Source organism: Georhizobium sp. MAB10 (genome assembly GCF_045012825.1).
Lineage (GTDB): Bacteria > Pseudomonadota > Alphaproteobacteria > Rhizobiales > Rhizobiaceae > Georhizobium > Georhizobium profundi.
On record NZ_CP118314.1, the window covers coordinates 3,154,769 to 3,174,840 of the forward strand.

Below are 20,072 nucleotides of genomic sequence, written 5' to 3' on the forward strand. Positions count from 1 at the left end.
GACAGAGACGATGCATTTCTTCGCAGGCATGCACAAACGCTTCCTGGGCTATCTGGTCGGTATGCTGGTCGCCTCCGCGGCGCCACTGACCGCAGCAGCTCAGGACTACATGCTCGACACCATGGACAAGGTCACCGTCCGCGTCGTCGAATGGCAGACGACGGAAGGCGCGGTGCGCGACTGGTCGTCCGTGTCCGGAGACTACACGGTGGGACCATCCGGCCGCATTTCGGTGCCGTTCGTCGGAGACATCGAGGCAGCCGGCAAGACCACCCAGGAACTTGCCGCAACGATCGGTGACGCGCTTCAGCAGACGCTTGGCCTCATGGATCGTCCCGAGGCAGCGGTCGAGCTTGCCGAGTTCCGCCCGATCTTCATGGCCGGCGACGTCGAAACACCCGGTCGCTACCCGTTCGATCCGAATTTGACCGTCCTCAAGGCGGTGAGCATCGCCGGCGGGATCCGCCGATCGACCGACACGGGCATGCGACTGGAACGCGATTTCATCAATGCCAGCGGCCAGCGGGACGTTCTGGCTGTCGAGCGTTCCAGACTGATCGCCAAACGCGCGCGGCTTCTCGCCGAGAGCTCGGGCCGTGACGAGATCGAGTTTCCTGCCGAGCTGAGCTCGAGCGAGGAAGGCCAGCGCTTGATGGAAAGCGAGCGGGCCTTCATGACCTCGCGCGCGCAACGCCTTGCCGTTCAACTGGCCGAGATCGACGATCTGAAGTCTCTGCTCGAGAGCGAGATAGCCGCGCTTGAGCGAAAGATCGAAACCCAGCAGCGCCAGACCGACCTTGCGCGGGACGAGCTTACGGGCATCGGCGATCTTGCGACGCGGGGGCTGGTCGTCAATGAGCGTGTGCTGTCGCTGGAACGTCAGATTGCCGATCTGGAGGGCCGTGTGCTCGATATGGAGACGGCTGCGCTGCGTGCGCGCCAGTCGATCGCCGAGGCGACCCAGGACGCTAATGCCCTGCGCGATGACTACGAGACGGGCATCTCTCAGGATCTGCAACAGACGGAAGCCGAGCTAAACGCGACGGAGCTGAAGATCACGACGCAGGGCAATCTGATCCTCGAAGCATTGGCACGTGCCCCGGAAGCGGCCGCCGGTGCATCTTCCGGTGATCAACTCCAGATCGGCTATGTCATCGTGCGCGACACCAATGGTGAAGTGGCCGAGCTTCCGGCAGACGAGAGCACCCCGGTGCTGCCTGGCGATGTCGTGAAGGTCGATATACAGCCCGTGGCAAGCCAGTAGATGGACCGCTAGATGCGCATCGCCAAAGCGCACTTTCTCGATCCAAGCTCGAATGGTCCCTACTGCGTCGCGGCGCTGGCACTATCGATCGTGGTCTTCGCCTATTCGACGATCTTCGGCCAGATAGCGGTGCTCGCCTTCTATGGCGTGTGGCTGCTTCTCGTCGCCGTGGATTATCGCCGCGCGCTCGGCAATCCCTGGAACTACGCGTGGATCCTGGCTTTCTGCATTTTTTGCGGATTTTCTGTCTTCTGGTCGCTCGCGCCAAGCGTCAGCGCCCGCGGGGCGGTGCAATATGCCTCGCACATTTTCTGCGCGATCATCGCGGCACGGGTCTGCTCTGACCGGACTTTGACAATCGGCGTACTCGTTGGCGTGCTGGTCGTGCTGCTCTATTCGTTTGCGTTCGGCGGTTACCACTACGACGCCATCGACGGGACCTACAGCTTCGTTGGCGCCTTCGCTTCCAAGAACCAGTTGGGTTTCTACGCCTCTCTCGGCGTCTTCTTCGCCGGGATCTGCATCTTCGCCCTTCCATTCGGCATCATGACGAAAGCATTTGCCGCAGCCACCGGGCTGCTGTCGGCCTATGCACTGGTCGCTTCGCAGTCGGCGACCTCCATCATCGGCGTGGCACTGACCATGGTCGTGCTCGTCCTGCTGAGGCTGATATTGACGTTTCGTCCGGCCATGCGGCGCGCCGGTTTCATTGCAGCACTCATGCTCGGTGCCGGCGTCGCGGTCGTCGCTGTGAATGCCGGCGCGATCGACGGCGTGCTCGGTCTTTTCGGCAAGGATGCGACGCTGACGGGCCGAACCTATCTCTGGTCGGAGGGAATGGCTGCGTTTCGCGAGGCGCCGCTTCTCGGCACCGGCTATCAAGCCTATTGGGTCCAGGGATTTGCGGAGGCGGAACGCCTGTGGGCCGAATTCTACATCGGTTCGCGCAGCGGCTTCCACTTCCATAACACCTATATTGAGGCCCTCGTGGAACTGGGCGCAATCGGCTTCGTGCTGCTTGTCGCGACCTTGCTGACCATCGTGGTCGGCCACCTCTTGCGCGTGCTCAATCGCGACCATGACCGCTCGTCCTACATTCTTCTGGGATTGATGGTGCTGATGGTGATCCGCTCCTTCGCCGAGGTCGATAGCCTGTATCCGTATTCGGTCGGCTCCTTCCTGGTGTATTTCGCCGGCAGTCGCTTGGCCCGCAAGGAAAGCCCGCAAAGCGCCAAGGCGGCAGGGTCACGCCTTGATGCACGTTCGCCCGGGCCGGGCATGGAAGCCGCCCGTCTGAGCTAGCCGAAGAGCCGCATGGGTGCGGCGACGCATCACAGGCTTCGGCTGCACTCGAATTTCGAACTGGACCAGAAGGACAACAAAAATGAACGCCTGGAACTTTCGGATCCGGTCCAGAGATCGGGACAAAGAGACCGACAGGCGGCGCCTCGACCGCCTTGCGGAACTATCGACGACCCTGTTCCACGAAGTGCGGCGCGAGAGCGACGGCATTCGTCGGCGATACGAAGCAGCCGTGGGAGACGCCGCCTTCGCGATGGAAGCGCAGGCCGCCGAAAGCGATCAGCGCAAACTGGAAGGTCGTATCGATGATCTGACTGGCACGGTTCTGTCCTGTGAAGCGCGCCTGCGGGATCTCGATGTTCAGGCCGAATTCTATCAGGATATTCTGCAGCGGATTGCCACTTACCGATCTTCGAGCGACGTTTGACGAAAGCCGTCTTGCGGCACGCTGCGCAACGCCTTCTGGCTCGTGATCACGAGGTAGGCGGTGAGGAACATGATGCCGAGAAGCTTGAAGCTTTCTTCGATGAACACCTGCCCCGCGAACTCGACCGGCACGACATCGACGACCATCGAACAGCCGAATGCCGCGACGCAGGCGACCAGCAGCAGCCATGGCGTTCTTCCCTGCAGAAGCCAGGCTCGATAGCACGTCGCAGCCAGCAGAATGGCATGGGGACCGAGCACCAGGATTTCCGGGATACCGGTCGCTGCAATCGATTCATGCAGCATTAGAAGATCGTCCAGGCCCATGACCGCGGCAAAGCAGCCTCCGGCCAGGAGCAGACCGCTGAACGCCTTTTCCTGGGTATGTCTTAGGGCAGCGAAGGCCTGAAGCGCGCCAACTGCTCCGGCAATCCACAGGACGATCCCGAGATTTGAGACGAGGCCGAAATAGTTCGGATTGTTAGCGATCGCGTTGGGATCGCGCACCAGCTGATAATGGTTCACGCCCCACCATTGGTCGGCGACCAGCACGAGCGCGCAGATTGCAGCGGCGACGATGACGATGCCTACCCCAACCTTGATATCGTCGGATGCGATCGGCAGTCGCGAAGAGGCAATGCGAACCGCAGGTACAGCCATGGCCGACAATCTCCATCGCAACGCTACACGCCACGTCGAGGACGATCATCATGCAGTTCATGACAGTTTTGTGACGTTCATTGCGACAGTTGCATGATGGATCTGTCGGCTCCTGGAAACGCAGGTGTCGTGGTAGGCCTGCAGCTCTGCTAGAGTGGAACGATGAGCAGCCCAACGCACCAGCATTGCAGCCTCGTCGTTCCGGCGCTTCGCGAGCGTAATGGGCAATTGACCGACGTACTGCTTTCGGGCGGGCGAACTGTCAGCGTTTACAACATAGCCTGGGGCCAGGATCTCGGTGACGATTTCGAACATGTCACGACAAATATCTCACCCGGCATAGGCGGCGCGACCGTCGACATGTTCTTTACCGACGAGATCGAAAAGGTCGTTGCCCCCGAAACCGGCGCGGTGATCTGGCGATCGGACGGCACGCCCACCGTCCGATAGCTGCGCTGATCAGGGCCACTCTGAATGGGACTTGACGGACCCCGCAATGACCTCTGACATGACTGCTGCTAACGGCTGAGAAAAATCCTCAGCCTGCATCGTCCGGGCAGGCTTCGTCGGCAGCTGCGGCAGACGTTTCCTCGCCCTGCTGCTGCGCCGCTACGTCATCGGAGGACATTGCCTGGTCTTCGTTTGCTTCCAGCGGCATCGTCGATCCATCCTTGGCGACGCTTCCCGTTTCCGCATTGGCGTTCGCATCCGCCGCACCTTCCAGAGGCGCGATCGATCCGTCCTTGGATATAGCTCCTGCGGCATTTGCTTCAGTGTCGGCGCATTGTGCGTAGGCCGCTCCATTAAAAACGGCGAGTGCGGCAATCATTGCTGCGACTGTCATGATCTTGGACATCGGACATCTCCTTCTCCGTGAAGAGACGGAACAGGCGTGGATGCGCGATGTTCCGGGGCAGTACCAAAGGGCTGTATGCCTGCTGTCGACGGACGGACCTTCGGCCGTGGAGCTTGTGTCGTCCTAAGAGGCGATCAGCATTCGGCCCGCGTTTAATCGGGCCGAATGCGCCGACAGTCTCGGCCGTCATGCCGTCGGCACGGTACCGCCATCGATGATGAATTCGGCACCGTTGATGCTCGCTGCCCGGTCGGATGCGAGGAAGGCAATCAGGTTGGCGATCTCGTCCGGAGTGGATGGTCGGCCGATCGGGATGCCGCCGAGCGAGGCCATGATCAGCCGCTTGCCTTCTTCCACGCCGCCGCCGTGCTCGGCGCCAAGCCGCTCGGCGAGGCTCACGGAAGCCTCCGTCTCGATCCAGCCGGGTGACACCCGGACGACGCGCACGCCGCGCGGTGCAACCTCTTTCGACAGGCTCTTGCTATAGGTCGAGAGAGCGGCCTTGGCGGCGGCGTAGCCGGTGGTTGCTTCGGGCAATGGCAGTGTCGCCTGGATCGAGGTGACGTGGATGACGATGCCACTGTTGCGATCGAGCATCCCGGGCAGCAACGCGCGATCGAGACGGACGGCCGGCATCAGATTGAGATCCAGTTCCTTCTTCCACTCACCGTCGTCGAGTGCCGCGAACCCGCCTGCCGGTGCGGATGATCCGCCCAGCATGTGGACGACGACGTCGACACCGCCCATCTCGTCAAGCACAGCGGCAGCGAGCGTCGCGCAACCTTCAACGGTCGTCAGGTCCGCTTCGACGAACGCAATGTCGTCATCGAAAGGCTGAGGCTTGGTGCGTGCGCTCGTCATGACGCGGGCACCAAGCGAGCGGAAGAGCGCCACTGTCGCGGCCCCTGCCCCCTTCGTGCCGGAGGTCACGAGCGCGCGCTTACCCGCAAGACTGATGAACGGCGTCATGGCACGATCTCTAGGTCCGCAATCCTGTCGCCATCAAGGACGAAGAAATAGCGCAAATCGACGGGGCTTCCCGGAAAGTCACCGACGAGGCGGCTCGTGACGACCTTCCGGCCAGCACTGTCCGCGATCGCAAAAGGCTCTGTCGTGTAGTTGTATTCGCTCGACGCGTTCGCCTTCCACTCTCGGATCGCATCGCGCCCGACATGCGTTCTTTTCTCATCGCGCACGACGGCGTCTTCCGTGAAGAACGCGGCCACTTCTTCCGCGCTTCCGGTTCTGTCTGTTTCGAAATAATCGGCGATGACCTTGGGCAGATGCGGACCCATGACTGTTCTCCTTTGATGGCATCGGCTGACATCAAGGTAAGGCTGGACGACCCTCGCGATAACTGGGACAAAGGCGGACGAGGAATTTCGAAAAGCGGGACAATGCGGGACGGTCTGGTGGAACTCGAGGCGGTCATCGTGATCGCCAACAAGGGCTCGTTTCGCGCAGCGGCGCTTGATCTCGGTCTGTCGACCACCGCGCTGAGCAACCTCATCGGCAAGCTGGAGAAGCGGCTGGGCGTGCGCCTCTTCAACCGGACCACGCGCAGCGTTTCGCTCACGGACGCCGGCCGCCAATTCGTCGAGCAGGTCAATCCGGCGCTGCGGGAAATCCAGCAGGCCATGGCGGTCGCGCGCTCGCAGCAGGACATTCCGTCCGGCACCTTGCGCATCAATGCGTTCCCGACGGCTGCGCGGGAAATTCTCGCCCCGCTCGTCCTTGCGTTCATTCGACGCTATCCCGAGGTTCACGTCGACCTCGTCACGGAGGGGCGGATCGTCGACATCGTCGCCGAAGGGTTCGATCTCGGTCTGCGCAGCGCCGACCTCGTTCCGACCGACATGATCGCGCTTCCGGTGGCGAAGCCTCAAAGCTTTGCCGTCGTTGCGGCGCCCGCCTATCTCGAGGCGCGGGGATCACCGATGGTCCCGCCGGATCTCTTCACCCATTCCTGCATCCGCATCCGCTTGCCCAACGGCGCGCTCTATCGCTGGCACTTCGAGAAGGATGGGGATGCAGTTCAGATCGATGTTCAAGGGCCGATCACGCTCGATGAGGCGAGCCTTGCCCGCATTGCCGTGCTGAAGGGAACCGGCATCGGCTTTTTCATGGAAGCCGATGTGCGCGATGACATCGCCGCCGGGCGCCTGGTGCGCCTGCTTCAGGACTGGACGCCGCAGCGCGCGCCGCTCTGCCTCTACTATCCGGGGCGCCGCAACCCATCTGCTGCATTTCGCGCTTTCATCGACATGGCACGTACGACCTGGTCGGTGGGCAAAAGCTAATCAATTGCCTCAATAAAAACCCATTACGCAATGCGATCCAACAGCTGTGCCAGAATGCATCAGTGCCGCCTTGGATGCGTCTCCGAAGCAATCGAGCAATTGCGTTCGCGAATTCTGTCGACCACTGTAGGCTCAATTGATTCGACCCTGAAACGATCGACATGCGGCACGAAAAAGCGAATGGGAAGGCGCGCCTCGTCAGCGCAACTTCTATTGCCTTACTTGGCTTTATTCTCGCCGGGTGCGGAACGCCGACGGATCTGCAGCGTGCCTCCACCAATGAGCGCATCGGCGCCGTCAAAGCGCTGGTCTTGCCGCCGCCCGGTGGCCCTTCGGTCGTCGATGTCGTGGAACGACGCTATTCCAACGCGATTCAGCAGGATGTTGCGCTGTCGGCGGCCTCCAACGTTCCTGGACAGAACCTGCTGCGCGTCCAGCTTTTCGGGCCGATGGGCACGGAGGCAGGACAGACGTCTCTGTCCAACCTGCCCATCACCGAAACGACGATCCAGCGCGAGATGCGTGCCGCATTTCCCGGCGTTCCGATGCAGCGCTCGCCGCTTTATGCGCAAAACAGCTTCGGGCCGTTTGGCTATGCGGTGGGGCGCAGCGGGCGCGATCTGTGCCTTTACGCCTGGCAGCGGGTGACCGGGCCGACCAGAGCCGCACCCTTCTCGCCGCGGGGAACGATGCAGACACGGCTGCGCCTGTGTCAGACGGGAGCAAGCGAAGAAGCCCTGCTTTCCGTGATGTACGGCTATACCGTGACCGGCGGTTTCCCGGCAGCGGGCTGGAACCCTTTTGGCCCACCGCCGCCGCCCGACCCAAGATTGGGCGTGACAGGCAAGCCGGTGTTTCCAGCAGTTCCGCAGCGTCTCGAAACGGTTCTCGAGCCGGAGCCCGAGCCCGTTCGACGCCCCGCCAGCCGCCGCGCTGCAGCACCCGCCCCGGCGGCGCCCGCGCCTGCACAGGTGCCGGTCACTGCGCCCGTCGTGCGTGGCCCGATCGTGCCACCGCCGCCGAGTGCTGCGACGGCTGTCCCCGTCGTTCCAGCACCTCCGACAGTCGCCCCGGCGCCTTCCAACGAGGCGCCGCCGCGGCCAACACAACCTTAAGTAATCGCAATCTATTATTGATGCACCACTGGATTGCGCTGTCGCTTGAGGATTGATTAAGCATGACGACGGTTTTCGGGAAACCCGCACATGCGCCGTGGCGTATATCCGCCGAGACTCGTCAGCCAATTTGAAGATTGGAGCGACATGAGATGATCACTATCGTGCCGGGACCCTTCTGATGGCCAAGCCCCTGTTTGCGTTCGTCTGGCTCATCGCGGCCGCCTGCATCGTCTTCATCGTCTCATTACCGATCAACCTGCAGACGCACTTGATTGCCGGCACGATCGTGCTCCTGATCATGATCCTTCTGAAGCTTTTCAAATCGGAAGGCACCTGGCGGCTGGTGGCGCTGGCGTTCGGCACCGCCATCGTGCTGCGCTATGTCTATTGGCGCACGACCAGCACGCTGCCGCCGGTCAACCAGCTGGAAAGCTTCATTCCCGGCCTGCTGCTCTATCTGGCCGAAATGTACAGCGTCTTCATGCTGTTCCTCAGCCTCTTCATCGTTGCGCGGCCCCTGCCATCGCGCCCATCTCAGCCGGTCGACGAGGACGACCTGCCGAGCGTCGATGTTTTCATCCCATCCTACAATGAAGACCCGGTGCTTCTGGCGGACACGATCGCGGCTGCAATGGCGCTCGATTATCCGGCCGATCGGCTGACCGTATGGCTGCTTGACGACGGTGGCACGGACCAGAAGCGCAATTCCGACAACGTCATCGAAGGCCAGATTGCAGAAGCGCGGCGCGCCAATCTGCAGAAGCTCTGCGCAGAGCTCGGCGCTCGCTATTTGACCCGCGCCCGCAACGAGCACGCCAAGGCCGGCAACCTCAACAACGGGCTCGACCATTCGACGGGTGATCTCGTCGCGGTGTTCGATGCCGACCACGCACCTGCGAGGTCGTTCCTGCGCGAGACGGTGGGTTATTTCAACGAGGACAAGCGACTGTTCCTCGTCCAGACGCCCCACTTCTTCCTCAATCCCGATCCGCTCGAGCGCAATCTGAAGACGTTCGAAAAGATGCCGTCCGAGAACGAAATGTTCTACGGCGTCATCCAGCGCGGTCTCGACAAATGGAACGCGGCGTTCTTCTGCGGATCGGCGGCGGTGCTGCGGCGCGAAGCGCTTCAGGAAAGCAATGGCTTCAGCGGCATTTCCATCACCGAAGACTGTGAGACGGCCATCGAGCTGCACTCGCGCGGCTGGAACAGCGTCTATGTGGACAAGCCGCTGATTGCCGGCCTGCAGCCTGCGACCTTCTCGAGCTTCATCGGGCAGCGCTCGCGCTGGGCGCAGGGCATGATGCAGATCCTGCGGTTCCGGTTTCCTCTGCTCAAGCGCGGGCTCTCCTTTCCGCAGCGCCTTTGCTACATGTCGTCGACGCTGTTCTGGCTGTTTCCGTTCCCGCGCACGATCTTCCTCTTCGCGCCGCTGTTCTACCTCTTTCTCGATCTTCAGATCTTCACGGCTTCGGGAGGCGAGTTTCTCGCCTACACGCTCAGCTACATGGCCGTGAACCTGATGATGCAGAACTACCTCTACGGGTCGTTCCGTTGGCCCTGGATCTCCGAGCTCTACGAATACATCCAGACGGTCCACCTTCTGCCAGCGGTGATTTCGGTCGCGCTCAATCCGCGCAAACCGACCTTCAAGGTGACCGCGAAGGATGAAACGATCACGACGAGCCGCCTGTCGGAGCTGTCGCGGCCATTCTTCGTCATCTTCGGCGTGCTGCTGATCGGCGTCTTCGTGACGGTGTGGCGCATCTATGCGGAGCCCTACAAGGCAGATGTCACGCTGGTCGTGGGCGCCTGGAACCTTCTCAACCTGGTCATGGCAGGAGCGGCGCTGGGTGTCGTTGCCGAACGGCGCGAGCGGGCGGCGACCCGGCGCGTCCAGATCAACCGACGGTGTGAATTCGGCGTGGGCGACATCTGGGTGCCTGCCACGATCGAAGACGTCTCCGTCAACGGCGCCCGCCTCCGCGTCAGTGGCCACAGCGCGCTTGCAGCCGTCGACACCGGCCAAGCCAGCATCCGCTTCACGCCGCATTGGAGCACGGAGCCGGAAATCCTGCCGGTCACGATCCGCAACAAGGACCGTGAAGGCGACGCGGTGGCCATTGGCTGTTCCTTTGTGCGCATGAAGACCGTGCATCACCGCATGGTCGCCGATCTGATCTTCGCCAACGCAAGTCAGTGGACCCATTTCCAGGCCTCGCGCCGGCGCAATCCCGGTGTTCTGCTCGGAACAGCATGGTTTTTGCGCCTTGCGCTTTATCAGACCATCCGCGGCATCACCTATCTGTTCCGCACCGGAGATTCCGCCGTGGGCGCCCCTGCGCAAGCGAAGAGGGCACGCGCATGACGCGCACTGCAATCGCCCTTGCAGCACTGCTCCTCGCCGCCGATGCGCATGCGCAAGGCACGCCGTTCGACATGTCGCCCGAACGACCGATTATCGAGGAAGATGTCGCCCCCGAAGCACCTGCATCGCCGGAAGTCTCGACACCGGAGCGCGAAACGTCGGAGCCGGCGACGCCCCAACCCGTCGAGCCGCCTTCGCTCTCTGATCCAGACGGTCGTTCCGATGCGGATACGGAGCCGTCGGCCTCGCCTGCCCCAGAGCCGTCCGAGCCCGCAACATCCGCCGAAGCAGACACGCTTCGCTATCTCCTGCCGGAGCCGTTGCTGAGGCTGAATGGTGAAGGCAGTCGGCGCAACTGGGCGATTTATTTGACGGAGGAACAGGCAGCTTCAGCTGTGCGGCTGAACGTCGGCTACCGCAACGCCGTGGTCGTCGCGCCTGAGGCGTCGCGCCTGTCAGTTTCCATCAATGGCGTGTCCGTTCTTCACGAAAGCATCCAGGCTCCGGGCAACCCGGGCGAACTCACCGTCGATCTGGCGGACGGCGTGCTGCAGCCGGGACGCAACGAGATCTCCGTCCAGGCGGTTCAGCGGCACCGGACGGATTGCAGCATCGAATCGACCTACGAGCTTTGGACCGAGCTCGACGGAGCACGCACGTTCCTCGCCTTTCCGACATCCGACGCAATCGGCCTCACAAGCGTGGAGGATTTGCGTGCGCTCAGCGGCGACATGAACGGCAGCGCGGATATCGCGATCATCGCACCCGTTCTGGCCCGCAGCGACATCGGCGCCGAACTGCTGCGACTGACCCAGGCGATCGCACTTTCGTCCAGCTTTCCGGATCCGCAGTTTTCCATAGCGCCGAACGAGGACGGGCTGATCGACGGCCCGGACCTGCGCGTGTTTGCAGGAACAGCGGAGGACATCGCGGATCTCGCCGGGATCGAGCCCGCGCAGATCAACGGCCCGACGCTCATGCTTGTCGATGGCGAAGGCGGCACTTCGCCCAAATTGATCGTGACCGGCCAGACCCAGCAGGAATGGCTGACAGCCATCACGCAGATTGCGCAGCAGGTGGATCGGCCGGCCGGCGCACCGCGAGAATTTCTGACAACCGAGACGAATTGGACTCCGAATGCGCCGATGATCTACGAAGGGCGCTCCCTCAGCTTCGCGGAACTCGGCATCGGTTCGGAACAGTTCTCGGGACGGCGCTACGCCCGCGCCTTTCAATTCGCCGTGCCCTCGGACTTCTATGCCGGCTCCTACGGACAAGCGCGGATACTGCTCGACGCCGCATACACGGCTGCCGTTCTGCCGGGCGGGCTCATCAACGTCTATGTCAACGGCAATATCGCGACATCCGTGCCCATGACGGCGCGGCGCGGCGCGGTCCTGCGTCAGTTTCCCATCAAGGTCACGATGGAGCACTTCAAGCCTGGCGTGAACACGGTGCTGTTCGAGGTCGACCTGATCACCCGTGCCGACGAAGTCTGTGCGCCGGGCGCCACCACCGACACCACGCCGCGTTTTGCGATCTTCGACACGTCGCAGTTCGTTCTTCCGGACTTTGCACGCATCGGCCAGATACCCAATCTCGCCGCCGTGGCCGGCACCGGCTACCCGTACAATCTGTCCCAAGACCCTGTGCCGTTGATGATCGGCCGGGGATCCACGGCGAGCCTTTCGGCAGCTGCGAATTTCCTGGCGCGGATGTCGGTCGCGAGTGGGCGCATCGTGCCGACACAACTGGTCATGTCGGCGGAAATCGCGCGCGACCGGAGCGCGATCTTCTTCGGCACGCCGGCAAGCATAGCCGGTAATGTTCTGACGCAGGTCGGGATCGACGCGCAAGCTGCCACGAATTGGGCGCCGGCGCGTACGACGGGCCAGATCGGCAGCCCTGTTGCCGGCGAAAGCGTTCCGGTGACGATGGAGGCCTGGCGGGGTCAGATGCAGGCAGGCTGGATCGCCCGCACCACGGAGTCCTTGCGCAACTGGGCTTCGGAAACCTTCAACATCACGAGCGACATGCTGCGCTTCGCGCCTGAGCAGGACGCCCCCTTCGTGCCTGCCGAAGGGGACACGTTGGTCGTTGCGCAAAGCATCAATCCATCGGGGACCGGCACCTGGACGGTCGTGACGGCACCGGATGAAGCGGGCATGCAACAGGGTGCACGCGAACTCGTGCGCAACGCAAACTGGAGCCAGCTGGCCGGCCATCTGACCGCCTTTTCCGCCGACGGTCTGCCGGGGCGGGTGCTTGAATCCGGGACAATTTCACTGATCGAGTCGCAGCCGCCATCCTTTGCAAATTATCGCCTTATCGCCGCGAACTGGCTTTCGTCGAACATCCTGTCCTATGCGCTTGCACTGGTTTTCGTGTGCATCGTCGTGGGGGCTGCGACGTCGGGCCTGCTTTCGCGGCTCGGGAGACGCCGTTGAAGCGCCATGCCGTTGCCGCCGCATTTCTCGCACTTTCCATCGGGCCAGCGATGAGCCAGAGCCTTCCCCCCATCAGCGAAGCGGAATGGTCGCTCTACAGCAGCCGCTTCGTCACACAGGAAGGCCGCGTGCTCGACGATGCCAATGACGGCATCAGCCACAGTGAGGGACAGGGTTACGGGCTGCTGCTCGCACAGATTGCGGGGGCTCGGGCCGATTTCGAGCGTATCTGGACGTTCACGCGCAACGAGCTTTTGCTGCGCGACGACGGATTGGCGGCGTGGAAATGGCAGGCCGACGCGACGCCCAATGTCACCGACATCAACAATGCCACCGATGGCGACATTCTGATTGCCTATGCCCTTGCAAGGGCCGGCGCGGGATGGGAGGATCCACGCTTCACCGAAGCCGCAACGCGCATGGCGGAGGCGATCGCCACGCAGCTGACTTTCGAGCACGAAGGGCAGCTTCTACTTTCGGCCGGGGCTACCGGTTTCTCGGCCGAGGAGCGCGAGGACGGGCCGGTCGTCAATCTCTCCTATTGGGTGTTCGAGGCGTTTCCGGTGCTTGCCGAACTGGCGCCTGACACAGATTGGGATGCGATCGGGCAAAGCGGCGTCGCTCTTGCGGCACGTGCGCGCTTCTCCGATCGCCAGATGCCGCCGGACTGGTTGTCACTTGCGGGCGAGCCCAGACCAGCCGACGGATTTCCAGCGGAATTCAGCTATAATGCCGTGCGAATCCCGCTCTACCTGATGCGAGGCGGGATGGGCGACGCGGCTTATCTCACCGGATTGCGCGACGGCATGGTGGGTGACGACGGGGAATTGAACTTGATCGACCTGACGACGGGAGACGTAACGGAAACGCTGAGCGATGCCGGCTATCGGATCATTCCCGCGATGATCTCCTGCGTCGTCGACGATGTTGCGATCCCATCCGATCTGCGTACCTTTGCGCCAACCGTCTACTATCCCTCCACGCTTCATCTTCTGGCACTCTCGCATCTGCGCGAGAACCATTCGGGATGCATCGAATGAGGGCGCGCGCGGCAGCTCTCGCCTTCACGGTCAGCCTGGCGCTGGCCTCATCGGCGCTGGCACAGAACTGGCAAATTCTAGAAGGCGCGCGTCCCGGCGAACCGACCGGTGCGGTCTCGCCGGCGCAACCGTTCGCGGCGCAGGAGCAGCCCGCTCCCACACAGGAGCCTCCGGTTGTCGCACAAGTTCCGGCTCAGGCACCGGCACCGGCATCGGCACCTGCGGCGGATCAGCCGATGCCCGTCATCGACGAGACGGCGCTTCGCTATTTCGCGAGCCAGGGCGATACCCGACGGCTGGAGATCGAAATCGCGCGCCTGCGGGCTCTTTATCCGCAATGGACCCCGCCGGCCGACCCTCTCGCGGTGCCGGAGAACGTCGACTCCCTGCTCGAAGCGATCTGGATGTTGTATTCGCAAGGGCGGTTTGCCGAGGCACGACAGGCGATCGCCACGCGCCAGATGAACGATCCCAACTGGGAGCCGCCGGTCGATCTTCTCGACCGTTTGACCCTGGCCGAAGCGCGCGAGCGTCTCGTCAACGCCTCCAATCTCGATCAATACGAAACGGTCATTCGCATCGGCTCATCCAATCCGGGACTTCTGACCTGCAGCGAAGTCGACGTGCTGTGGCGGGTGGCCGAGTCTTTTGCGATGACGGAGCGTCAGGGGCGGGCCCGCGACGCCTATCGCTACGTGTTGACCAATTGCGACAACACGGCGGAACGGCTTGCCACGATGCAGAACGCCGCGCAGCTGCTGAGCGCCGAGATGCGGGACGAATTGCTGGCGCTCGAGCGTTTCGACGATGCCGGTGCCGGCGAATTCGCGCCGGTGCGCGACACCATTGCACGCGATGCTCTGGCTGCGGCCGGCGAGAACGATACGATCGTGGTCGATGCGGAAACGCTTGCCCGCGTCGAGCGGCTCGCACGCCAAGGCGACGGGGGGAGCGATGCGCGTCTGCTTGGCTGGTACTATCTCGGCCAAGACGATGCGCAAACGGCTGAAGAATGGTTCCGCATGGCCTTCGAGCGCGAGGCGGAAGGGGATGCGGCCGAGGGCCTGGCCCTGGCGCTGATCGCCCTCGACCGCTTCGCCGATGCGGAGGACATCGTATATCCCTACCGCGACGAAAACGAAGAGCGGCGCGGCGTCTATCTCGCCGCCTCTGCCAATCTGCTCGCCATCGAACCGCGCGTCGTGCTCAACGGCGATGTTCTGGCCCGCATCGTCGGCGAAGTGGCCGAAGCACGCAACGCCCCGGCGGCTCAGCAGCTTGGCTGGTATGCGCGCGCCTATGGCCAGCACGAGACGGCCGGGCAATGGTTTGCAAGCGCCCTGCAGTTCGACCCCGAGGACGAGGCTTCCGCCTACGGCCTCGCTCTCACTCGGTTTCAGTTGGCTGATGCAGCTGGGCTCGCGGAACTAAAGCGGCTGTGGGCCGGGCGATCGGAGCGGATCATGCTGGTCGGCACGCCGCAGGCCGAAGCTGCCCCTGCACCGCCCTCTCTCGCACCTGCCGTCTCGCCTTCACCGGCTTCGGCTCCCGCCCCTGCGCCCGCACAGGCCGCTCCCCTTGCCACCACCGAACCCATGACAACGCCGCTCGCCTATACGGCCGAGGAGTCGGTACAGCAGGCTCCGCCGCAGGCTGCACCCGTCATGGCTGCCGCTCCCCGTCCGCGGGCAATCCAGCAGGCTCCTGCGCGCGCGACCGGCGGCTGCACCCAAACGCTCAATCCCGAATCTCTTTCGCCCGCCTCAGCGCTCGCGCGCGGCTGGTGCCTGATGGACATCAACCGCCCGCTCGAAGCTGCGAAGGCTTTCGAAGTCGCGCTGCGGGGCCAAGGCGACACGGCCAGGGATGCTGCCTATGGCCAAAGCCTTGCCTATCTGCGCGCGGGTCTCGTCGACGAAGCGGCGGTTGCGGCGGCGAGCGCGCCGATGACGGCCGAGCGCGCCGGCGAACTTCAAGCCAATATTCTTTCAGAGCGTGCTTCAGGCGCCTTCGAGCAGCGCCGCTACGTCGAGGCGTTGATGGCGCTCGACCAGCGCGCGCAGATCGCGCCGGAGCGCAACGACCTGATGGTTCTGCGCGGCTACGCCTATCTGAACCTCCGGCGCTACGGCGATGCGGAGCGCGTGTTCCAGGCCGTCGCGGGCACCGGAAATCGGGATGGGCTTCGAGGCCTGGCCGCCGTTCGCGAACAGACGGGCCGCCAGCGCTAGGTTTTTGGATGCCACGCGCAGCAGATAAAGCAGGCGAACTCTTACCCGGGGTCTGTCAGTCCGACGCGAAGCTTGGATGCGATCTTCAGGAACCGAGAGCATGATCTGTCGGAACACCACCGCTTGGCGCTGGTTTGCCCTATAGACGGCTTCTGGCATCGCGCCGGTGACAGCGATGCGGAGGACTTCATCCTTCTCAAAAGACGAACGGCCGGAAGGCGATATCATGCACCATCAGGATGACCACCAGTATCCGCCACTCGAACCGTGGCGCGTCGGCATCAAAGGCCGTTGCCCGCGCTGTGGCGAGGGTCATCTGTTCGATGGTTTCCTGAAGCTCGCGCCGCGGTGCGAGGTGTGCGGACTTGATTATTCCTTTGCTGACCCCGCCGACGGGCCTGCTTTCTTCGTGATCATCTTCGGCTGCGTGCCCTCGATCCTGTTCGCCGTTTGGGCCGAAGTGTCTTTTCAGCCGCCCTTCTGGTTCCACCTCGTCGTTTCGCTGCCGCTGATCCTTGCGACGTGCATTCCGCCGCTTAGGCCGCTCAAGGGCTGGCTCGTCGCGAGCCAGTTCCACCACAAGGCCGAAGAGGGCAAGCTGGTTCGGCGGAACGACTAGCCGGGCGCCACCTTCGACACCACCGATCCAGCACGATCAGCCGGCCAATCGGCCTTCGAAGGAAATGCCGGCTGCGCTTCCCGGCGCCACCCGGAAATCGCTGTAACTCGAAACCTGAACGTGGTGCGTCGACAGAGGATGAGCGTGCGTTGCCGTGATGATGACGACCGTGCAACCGGCCGTCTCCGCGGCGGTGATGCCTGCTGGAGCATCCTCGAACGCCAAGCAGCGCACAGGGTCAACGCCGAGACGCCGCGCCGCCTTCAGAAAGCAGTCGGGAGCGGGCTTGCCCTTTGTGACATCTTCGGCGGTGATCATCTGTGGCGGCATCGGAAGCCCCGCTGCCGAAATCCTGCGCTCGGCCAGTGCGCGGGGCGCCGATGTCGCGACAGCCCAGCGATCAGCCGGCAGGGACGCCAGGAAATGTGCCGCGCCAGCGATCGGCTCTACGCCTTCCGTATCGTCGATTTCGGCGCGCATGATCTTGGCTGCTTCCACCTCGGCGTCGATGCCCGGCAGGTTCAGCCTGCGAATGGTGTCGATGGCACGCACCCCATGGATCGTCGGCAAGAAAGCGTCGAGATCGAGACCGTACTGCAGTGCCCAGGCACCCCACACACGTTCCGAGGCCTTGATCGACGTCAGGATCGTGCCGTCCATATCGAAGAGGACTGCATCAAAGGTTCTGCTGAGGAAATGGTCGTGAAAGTTCATATTTCGGCGTCCTATCGATGTCGCGACGACGATAAGCTGATCAATCGTCGACGCTTGAATACTTGGATATGCGCGGGAACAAAATGGATACAATTGGGTTACAGCTAATGGATGAAGCCAAACGGGATGCTTCATGCCGAATTGCCTGCCCGTAAATAACGGGGTCAGGCCAAACAAGCTCCTGTCGGAACATCGATGACAAAATTGAAAGCACTCGCTGCTGCTGCGATCACACTCGCGCTCGGCAGCGGACCGGTCATGGCCGCATGCAACATTTCAGACACCCAGCTCGAGCAGGCCATTCTCGAAAAGCCTGAACTGCGCGATCCGGAGAACCGCTATCTCGTGCTTGACCTGCGTGCGCTACGCGACGCTGCATATCTGCTCTGGGTGTATGGCATGGAACGAGACTGCGAACGACTTGTCGGCAACATACGCGAACTGATCGCTGCTCCGGCCATGGGCCGCATGGGCAACAACGATGAGGACGCGGCCGATCAGCAGCTGGCCGCAAGTCAACCCGAATGGCACCGGCTGGGCCAAATTCAGGGAACAAGGGGAGCACCAAATGAGGGGGCACTGGTGAGCCTCGCCGATCTCGACCCTGGGCTTCTTGCCAGCGAGATCGTTGGCGCAGAAGTGCGCACGTCGGACGACATGATCGTCGGTGAAGTGCGCAACGTAATCATTGGGACACGCGATCGCTGGGACTATGCCGTGGTCGCTTCTGGCGGCTTCTTCGTGCCGGGCGAGGACAGCCTGGTTGTGCCGCTTCGATATCTCGTGATCGATCAGCAGCGGCGAAGCTTCTTCTTGCGCATCTCGAACGAGCAAGTGCAAGCGGTGCCGCTCATGCCCGATCAAGACTACAAATGGCTGGACGACGAAAGCTGGCGCGCGACGAACGATGCGATCTTCCAAAGTCTCGTTCCGGAAGCTACTTTGCTCGAAGATGCGACCCCGTTGAAACGTATTCAGCAGTAATCAGCTGCTAGGTCGCTCAGAATGCCGGGCCGCCGATGGCGGCTCAGTCCATCCGTCATCTCACGACGACGCCTCGGACAATTGAATCTGCGCGGCCTTGGAGACCCGCTCCTGCATCTCGCCGCCGTCGTGGCGGTTGAGCGTCAGGGTGCACTTTTCTAGGGTATTCCAGTCGGGGCCGCGCTCCATGAGCATGTGCAGTTCGATCAATTCCTCCAGGTAGTGGGTCGTTTCGATCAGTCCATTGGCCGAGTTGTACTCCACCACCGCCTTCCAGCGCTTGTCACCGTGAAGCGTATGCACGTTGCTCATTGGCGGAACTCCATCTGGCTGCCGACATGGTGAAGAGACAGATCGAACCCCTAGGGCCGAACCCACCATGCATGCGCTTATAGTTCGGATAACGGCTTTGATCTTCTATCTTTTCGATCGCAACGGCAAGCGCACCTGCATGGCTTTGCCGCGTTAAGATCGCATTGGGGAACAGGCTCTATCATTCGCGCCGGGGCATCGGCGCAGCTGACGGGGCAAGCGGTTGGATACGGACAATTTCACATTCCTGCCGCCGCTGGTGATGCTGATCTTTGCGTGCGCCTATCTGCTCGTGTGGTTCTATGGATCGCGCGTCGCGATCTGGTGGGCGCTCGGCTTCTTCGGGCATGCGGTCGCGTTCGCCGGTGAAGTTGCGTTCCAGCCGCTCGGCGACGCGATGCGCACGCTGCTCGTCGATGCGGTGTTCATCCTCTCTTACCTCGCGCTTTCGCTCGGGCTATCGGCGCATTTCGCGCAGCGGCTTCAGGTCGGCCGTCGGATTCTGCTTTCCCTGGTCGGATTCGGTCTCGTCGTCTATGCAATCTTCGCAGCGGAAAGCCTGCGTTTCGAGCTTCTCGCCGTCGATTTCACATGCGGGCTGCTGTTGCTTCTCCCGATCGCACGCCTTGGCGGCTGGCCCCGGCAGATGGTGGACAGGGTTCTGGTCGTTCTCGCCGTCATGGCGACCCTCGACTTCGTCGGCCGCGCCCTGGTCTTCGCCGCGATCGCTCCCGCCGATTCAAGCTTTGCGACATACGCAACGTCTTTCTATGCCTATGCGGCACAGGTGAGCGGAACGCTGATCGGGCTCAGTTTCGCGCTGGTCGGGCTTGGCGCGGTCGCGCTGGACGTGCTGGACCGCTACCGCGACGCGGCCGAGACCGACTATCTCACCGGCTTGCTCAACCGGCGCGGCTTCGAAAACATGACGCTCGCCCATATCGACAGAATGAGCGAAGGTGCCGTCATTTTGTGCGACATCGATCGCTTCAAGCGGATCAACGATCTCTACGGTCACGCTGCCGGCGACGGCGTAATCGCCGGTTTCGCCGCGCTCTTGAAGCATGCCCTGCCCGCGACAGCGCACGCCGCACGGTTCGGCGGCGAAGAATTCGTGATCTTCCTGCCGACGCATTCCAATCTTGAAGCCACAAGCGTCGCCGAAACCATCCGGGAAGCTTTCGGCGAAACCGACTTCTCGATGATCGGCATCAAGGAGCCGATCACGGCAAGCTTCGGTATCGCGAGCATCCGCGCGGTCGATCGCAGCATCCACGCTGCCATCAGCCGGGCCGATGCGCGCATGTATGTTGCCAAGAGCATGGGGCGAAACCGTGTCGTGGCCGACGACATGCCGGCACCTGCAGTCAGTGGTCACTCAGCTTCGGTGTCGGCAGCCGCCTGAGCGCAGGCGGCGTCGCCACCTGTGAC

Annotated in this window: 19 protein-coding genes; 13 read left to right on the top strand and 6 right to left on the bottom strand. The window is 62.6% G+C overall.

All coding sequences use genetic code 11. The features are described from left to right. Positions 1-10 precede the first annotated feature (10 nt). The 3 genes from PU133_RS15085 (at position 11) to PU133_RS15095 (ending at position 2,993) form a co-directional block, all read left to right on the top strand. Positions 11-1,264, top strand: a complete 1,254-nt coding sequence (locus tag PU133_RS15085; RefSeq protein WP_404862353.1) for a polysaccharide biosynthesis/export family protein — start codon at positions 11-13, stop codon at positions 1,262-1,264. A gap of 12 nt (positions 1,265-1,276) precedes the next feature. Next, complete coding sequence (locus PU133_RS15090; RefSeq protein ID WP_404862354.1) at positions 1,277-2,566, top strand: O-antigen ligase family protein; 1,290 nt, start codon at positions 1,277-1,279, stop codon at positions 2,564-2,566. A gap of 82 nt (positions 2,567-2,648) precedes the next feature. Further along, a complete protein-coding gene (locus tag PU133_RS15095; protein ID WP_404862355.1) occupies positions 2,649-2,993 on the top strand; it encodes a hypothetical protein in 345 nt (114 codons plus the stop codon). Here the strand turns inward: PU133_RS15095 and PU133_RS15100 are convergent. Then, positions 2,969-3,652: a hypothetical protein gene (locus PU133_RS15100; protein ID WP_404862356.1), complete on the bottom strand. Its 684-nt coding sequence runs from the start codon at positions 3,650-3,652 to the stop codon at positions 2,969-2,971. The two genes, PU133_RS15095 and PU133_RS15100, sit on opposite strands and share 25 nt — an antisense overlap. A gap of 162 nt (positions 3,653-3,814) precedes the next feature. On the opposite strand from PU133_RS15100, the gene PU133_RS15105 reads away from it, so the two are divergent. Next, the gene (locus PU133_RS15105; protein ID WP_126010949.1) at positions 3,815-4,102 is read left to right on the top strand and encodes a hypothetical protein; all 288 of its coding nucleotides are present in this window, start codon (positions 3,815-3,817) and stop codon (positions 4,100-4,102) included. 88 nt (positions 4,103-4,190) lie between these two features. Here the strand turns inward: PU133_RS15105 and PU133_RS15110 are convergent, their stop codons facing one another. From PU133_RS15110 to PU133_RS15120, 3 genes are all read right to left on the bottom strand, one after another. Further along, the gene (locus PU133_RS15110; protein WP_404862357.1) at positions 4,191-4,508 is read right to left on the bottom strand and encodes a hypothetical protein; all 318 of its coding nucleotides are present in this window, start codon (positions 4,506-4,508) and stop codon (positions 4,191-4,193) included. A 186-nt stretch (positions 4,509-4,694) separates the two neighbouring features. Beyond that, a complete protein-coding gene (locus tag PU133_RS15115) occupies positions 4,695-5,477 on the bottom strand; it encodes an SDR family oxidoreductase (protein ID WP_404862358.1) in 783 nt (260 codons plus the stop codon). Beyond that, positions 5,474-5,803: a nuclear transport factor 2 family protein gene (locus PU133_RS15120; RefSeq protein WP_404862359.1), complete on the bottom strand. Its 330-nt coding sequence runs from the start codon at positions 5,801-5,803 to the stop codon at positions 5,474-5,476. Before PU133_RS15120 ends, PU133_RS15115 begins: the two co-directional genes overlap by 4 nt. A gap of 102 nt (positions 5,804-5,905) precedes the next feature. Here PU133_RS15120 and PU133_RS15125 point away from each other — a divergent pair, with 102 nt between their 5' ends. From PU133_RS15125 to PU133_RS15155, 7 genes are all read left to right on the top strand, one after another. Next, positions 5,906-6,808, top strand: coding sequence for a LysR family transcriptional regulator (locus tag PU133_RS15125; RefSeq protein ID WP_404862360.1), 903 nt, complete (start codon positions 5,906-5,908; stop codon positions 6,806-6,808). Between the two features lie 161 nt (positions 6,809-6,969). Further along, entirely contained in the window at positions 6,970-7,923 is a 954-nt protein-coding gene (bcsN, locus tag PU133_RS15130; protein ID WP_404862361.1) for a cellulose biosynthesis protein BcsN, read from the top strand. 181 nt (positions 7,924-8,104) lie between these two features. After that, the gene (gene bcsA, locus PU133_RS15135) at positions 8,105-10,294 is read left to right on the top strand and encodes a UDP-forming cellulose synthase catalytic subunit (protein WP_126010954.1); all 2,190 of its coding nucleotides are present in this window, start codon (positions 8,105-8,107) and stop codon (positions 10,292-10,294) included. Beyond that, positions 10,291-12,741, top strand: a complete 2,451-nt coding sequence (locus PU133_RS15140; protein WP_404862362.1) for a cellulose biosynthesis cyclic di-GMP-binding regulatory protein BcsB — start codon at positions 10,291-10,293, stop codon at positions 12,739-12,741. Before bcsA ends, PU133_RS15140 begins: the two co-directional genes overlap by 4 nt. 50 nt (positions 12,742-12,791) lie before the next feature. Next, positions 12,792-13,781, top strand: a complete 990-nt coding sequence (locus PU133_RS15145; RefSeq protein WP_404864557.1) for a glycosyl hydrolase family 8 — start codon at positions 12,792-12,794, stop codon at positions 13,779-13,781. After that, positions 13,778-16,012 (top strand): cellulose synthase, encoded by a 2,235-nt coding sequence (locus PU133_RS15150; RefSeq protein ID WP_404862363.1) that lies wholly within the window; start codon positions 13,778-13,780, stop codon positions 16,010-16,012. Before PU133_RS15145 ends, PU133_RS15150 begins: the two co-directional genes overlap by 4 nt. Before the next feature lie 226 nt (positions 16,013-16,238). Beyond that, positions 16,239-16,631 carry a DUF983 domain-containing protein gene (locus PU133_RS15155; protein ID WP_404862364.1) on the top strand — a complete coding sequence of 131 codons (393 nt, stop codon included), beginning with the start codon at positions 16,239-16,241 and terminating at the stop codon, positions 16,629-16,631. A 36-nt stretch (positions 16,632-16,667) separates the two neighbouring features. On the opposite strand, the gene PU133_RS15160 is transcribed toward PU133_RS15155, so the two are convergent. Continuing rightward, positions 16,668-17,345: an HAD-IA family hydrolase gene (locus PU133_RS15160; protein ID WP_404862365.1), complete on the bottom strand. Its 678-nt coding sequence runs from the start codon at positions 17,343-17,345 to the stop codon at positions 16,668-16,670. A 195-nt stretch (positions 17,346-17,540) separates the two neighbouring features. Between PU133_RS15160 and PU133_RS15165 the strand changes: the two genes are divergently transcribed. Further along, positions 17,541-18,329 (top strand): PRC-barrel domain-containing protein, encoded by a 789-nt coding sequence (locus PU133_RS15165; RefSeq protein ID WP_404862366.1) that lies wholly within the window; start codon positions 17,541-17,543, stop codon positions 18,327-18,329. A gap of 60 nt (positions 18,330-18,389) precedes the next feature. Here the strand turns inward: PU133_RS15165 and PU133_RS15170 are convergent, their stop codons facing one another. Beyond that, on the bottom strand, positions 18,390-18,641 hold the full coding sequence (locus PU133_RS15170; RefSeq protein WP_404862367.1) for a hypothetical protein: 252 nt from the start codon (positions 18,639-18,641) through the stop codon (positions 18,390-18,392). Positions 18,642-18,864: 223 nt separating this feature from the next. Here PU133_RS15170 and PU133_RS15175 point away from each other — a divergent pair, with 223 nt between their 5' ends. Beyond that, positions 18,865-20,046: a diguanylate cyclase gene (locus tag PU133_RS15175; RefSeq protein WP_404862368.1), complete on the top strand. Its 1,182-nt coding sequence runs from the start codon at positions 18,865-18,867 to the stop codon at positions 20,044-20,046. The last annotated feature ends 26 nt before the right edge of the window (positions 20,047-20,072 follow it).

Excerpts from the sequence above, each read along its gene's own strand:
- bcsA (WP_126010954.1), top strand. The coding sequence starts at position 8,105 with ATGGCCAAGCCCCTGTTTGCGTTCGTCTGGCTCATCGCGGCCGCCTGC.
- PU133_RS15085 (WP_404862353.1), top strand. The coding sequence starts at position 11 with ATGCATTTCTTCGCAGGCATGCACAAACGCTTCCTGGGCTATCTGGTC.
- PU133_RS15120 (WP_404862359.1), bottom strand. The coding sequence starts at position 5,803 with ATGGGTCCGCATCTGCCCAAGGTCATCGCCGATTATTTCGAAACAGAC.
- PU133_RS15105 (WP_126010949.1), top strand. The coding sequence starts at position 3,815 with ATGAGCAGCCCAACGCACCAGCATTGCAGCCTCGTCGTTCCGGCGCTT.
- PU133_RS15170 (WP_404862367.1), bottom strand. The coding sequence starts at position 18,641 with ATGAGCAACGTGCATACGCTTCACGGTGACAAGCGCTGGAAGGCGGTG.
- bcsN (WP_404862361.1), top strand. The coding sequence starts at position 6,970 with ATGCGGCACGAAAAAGCGAATGGGAAGGCGCGCCTCGTCAGCGCAACT.
- PU133_RS15095 (WP_404862355.1), top strand. The coding sequence starts at position 2,649 with ATGAACGCCTGGAACTTTCGGATCCGGTCCAGAGATCGGGACAAAGAG.
- PU133_RS15165 (WP_404862366.1), top strand. The coding sequence starts at position 17,541 with ATGACAAAATTGAAAGCACTCGCTGCTGCTGCGATCACACTCGCGCTC.
- PU133_RS15090 (WP_404862354.1), top strand. The coding sequence starts at position 1,277 with ATGCGCATCGCCAAAGCGCACTTTCTCGATCCAAGCTCGAATGGTCCC.
- PU133_RS15125 (WP_404862360.1), top strand. The coding sequence starts at position 5,906 with ATGCGGGACGGTCTGGTGGAACTCGAGGCGGTCATCGTGATCGCCAAC.
- PU133_RS15115 (WP_404862358.1), bottom strand. The coding sequence starts at position 5,477 with ATGACGCCGTTCATCAGTCTTGCGGGTAAGCGCGCGCTCGTGACCTCC.
- PU133_RS15160 (WP_404862365.1), bottom strand. The coding sequence starts at position 17,345 with ATGAACTTTCACGACCATTTCCTCAGCAGAACCTTTGATGCAGTCCTC.
- PU133_RS15150 (WP_404862363.1), top strand. The coding sequence starts at position 13,778 with ATGAGGGCGCGCGCGGCAGCTCTCGCCTTCACGGTCAGCCTGGCGCTG.
- PU133_RS15140 (WP_404862362.1), top strand. The coding sequence starts at position 10,291 with ATGACGCGCACTGCAATCGCCCTTGCAGCACTGCTCCTCGCCGCCGAT.
- PU133_RS15145 (WP_404864557.1), top strand. The coding sequence starts at position 12,792 with ATGAGCCAGAGCCTTCCCCCCATCAGCGAAGCGGAATGGTCGCTCTAC.
- PU133_RS15110 (WP_404862357.1), bottom strand. The coding sequence starts at position 4,508 with ATGTCCAAGATCATGACAGTCGCAGCAATGATTGCCGCACTCGCCGTT.
- PU133_RS15155 (WP_404862364.1), top strand. The coding sequence starts at position 16,239 with ATGCACCATCAGGATGACCACCAGTATCCGCCACTCGAACCGTGGCGC.
- PU133_RS15100 (WP_404862356.1), bottom strand. The coding sequence starts at position 3,652 with ATGGCTGTACCTGCGGTTCGCATTGCCTCTTCGCGACTGCCGATCGCA.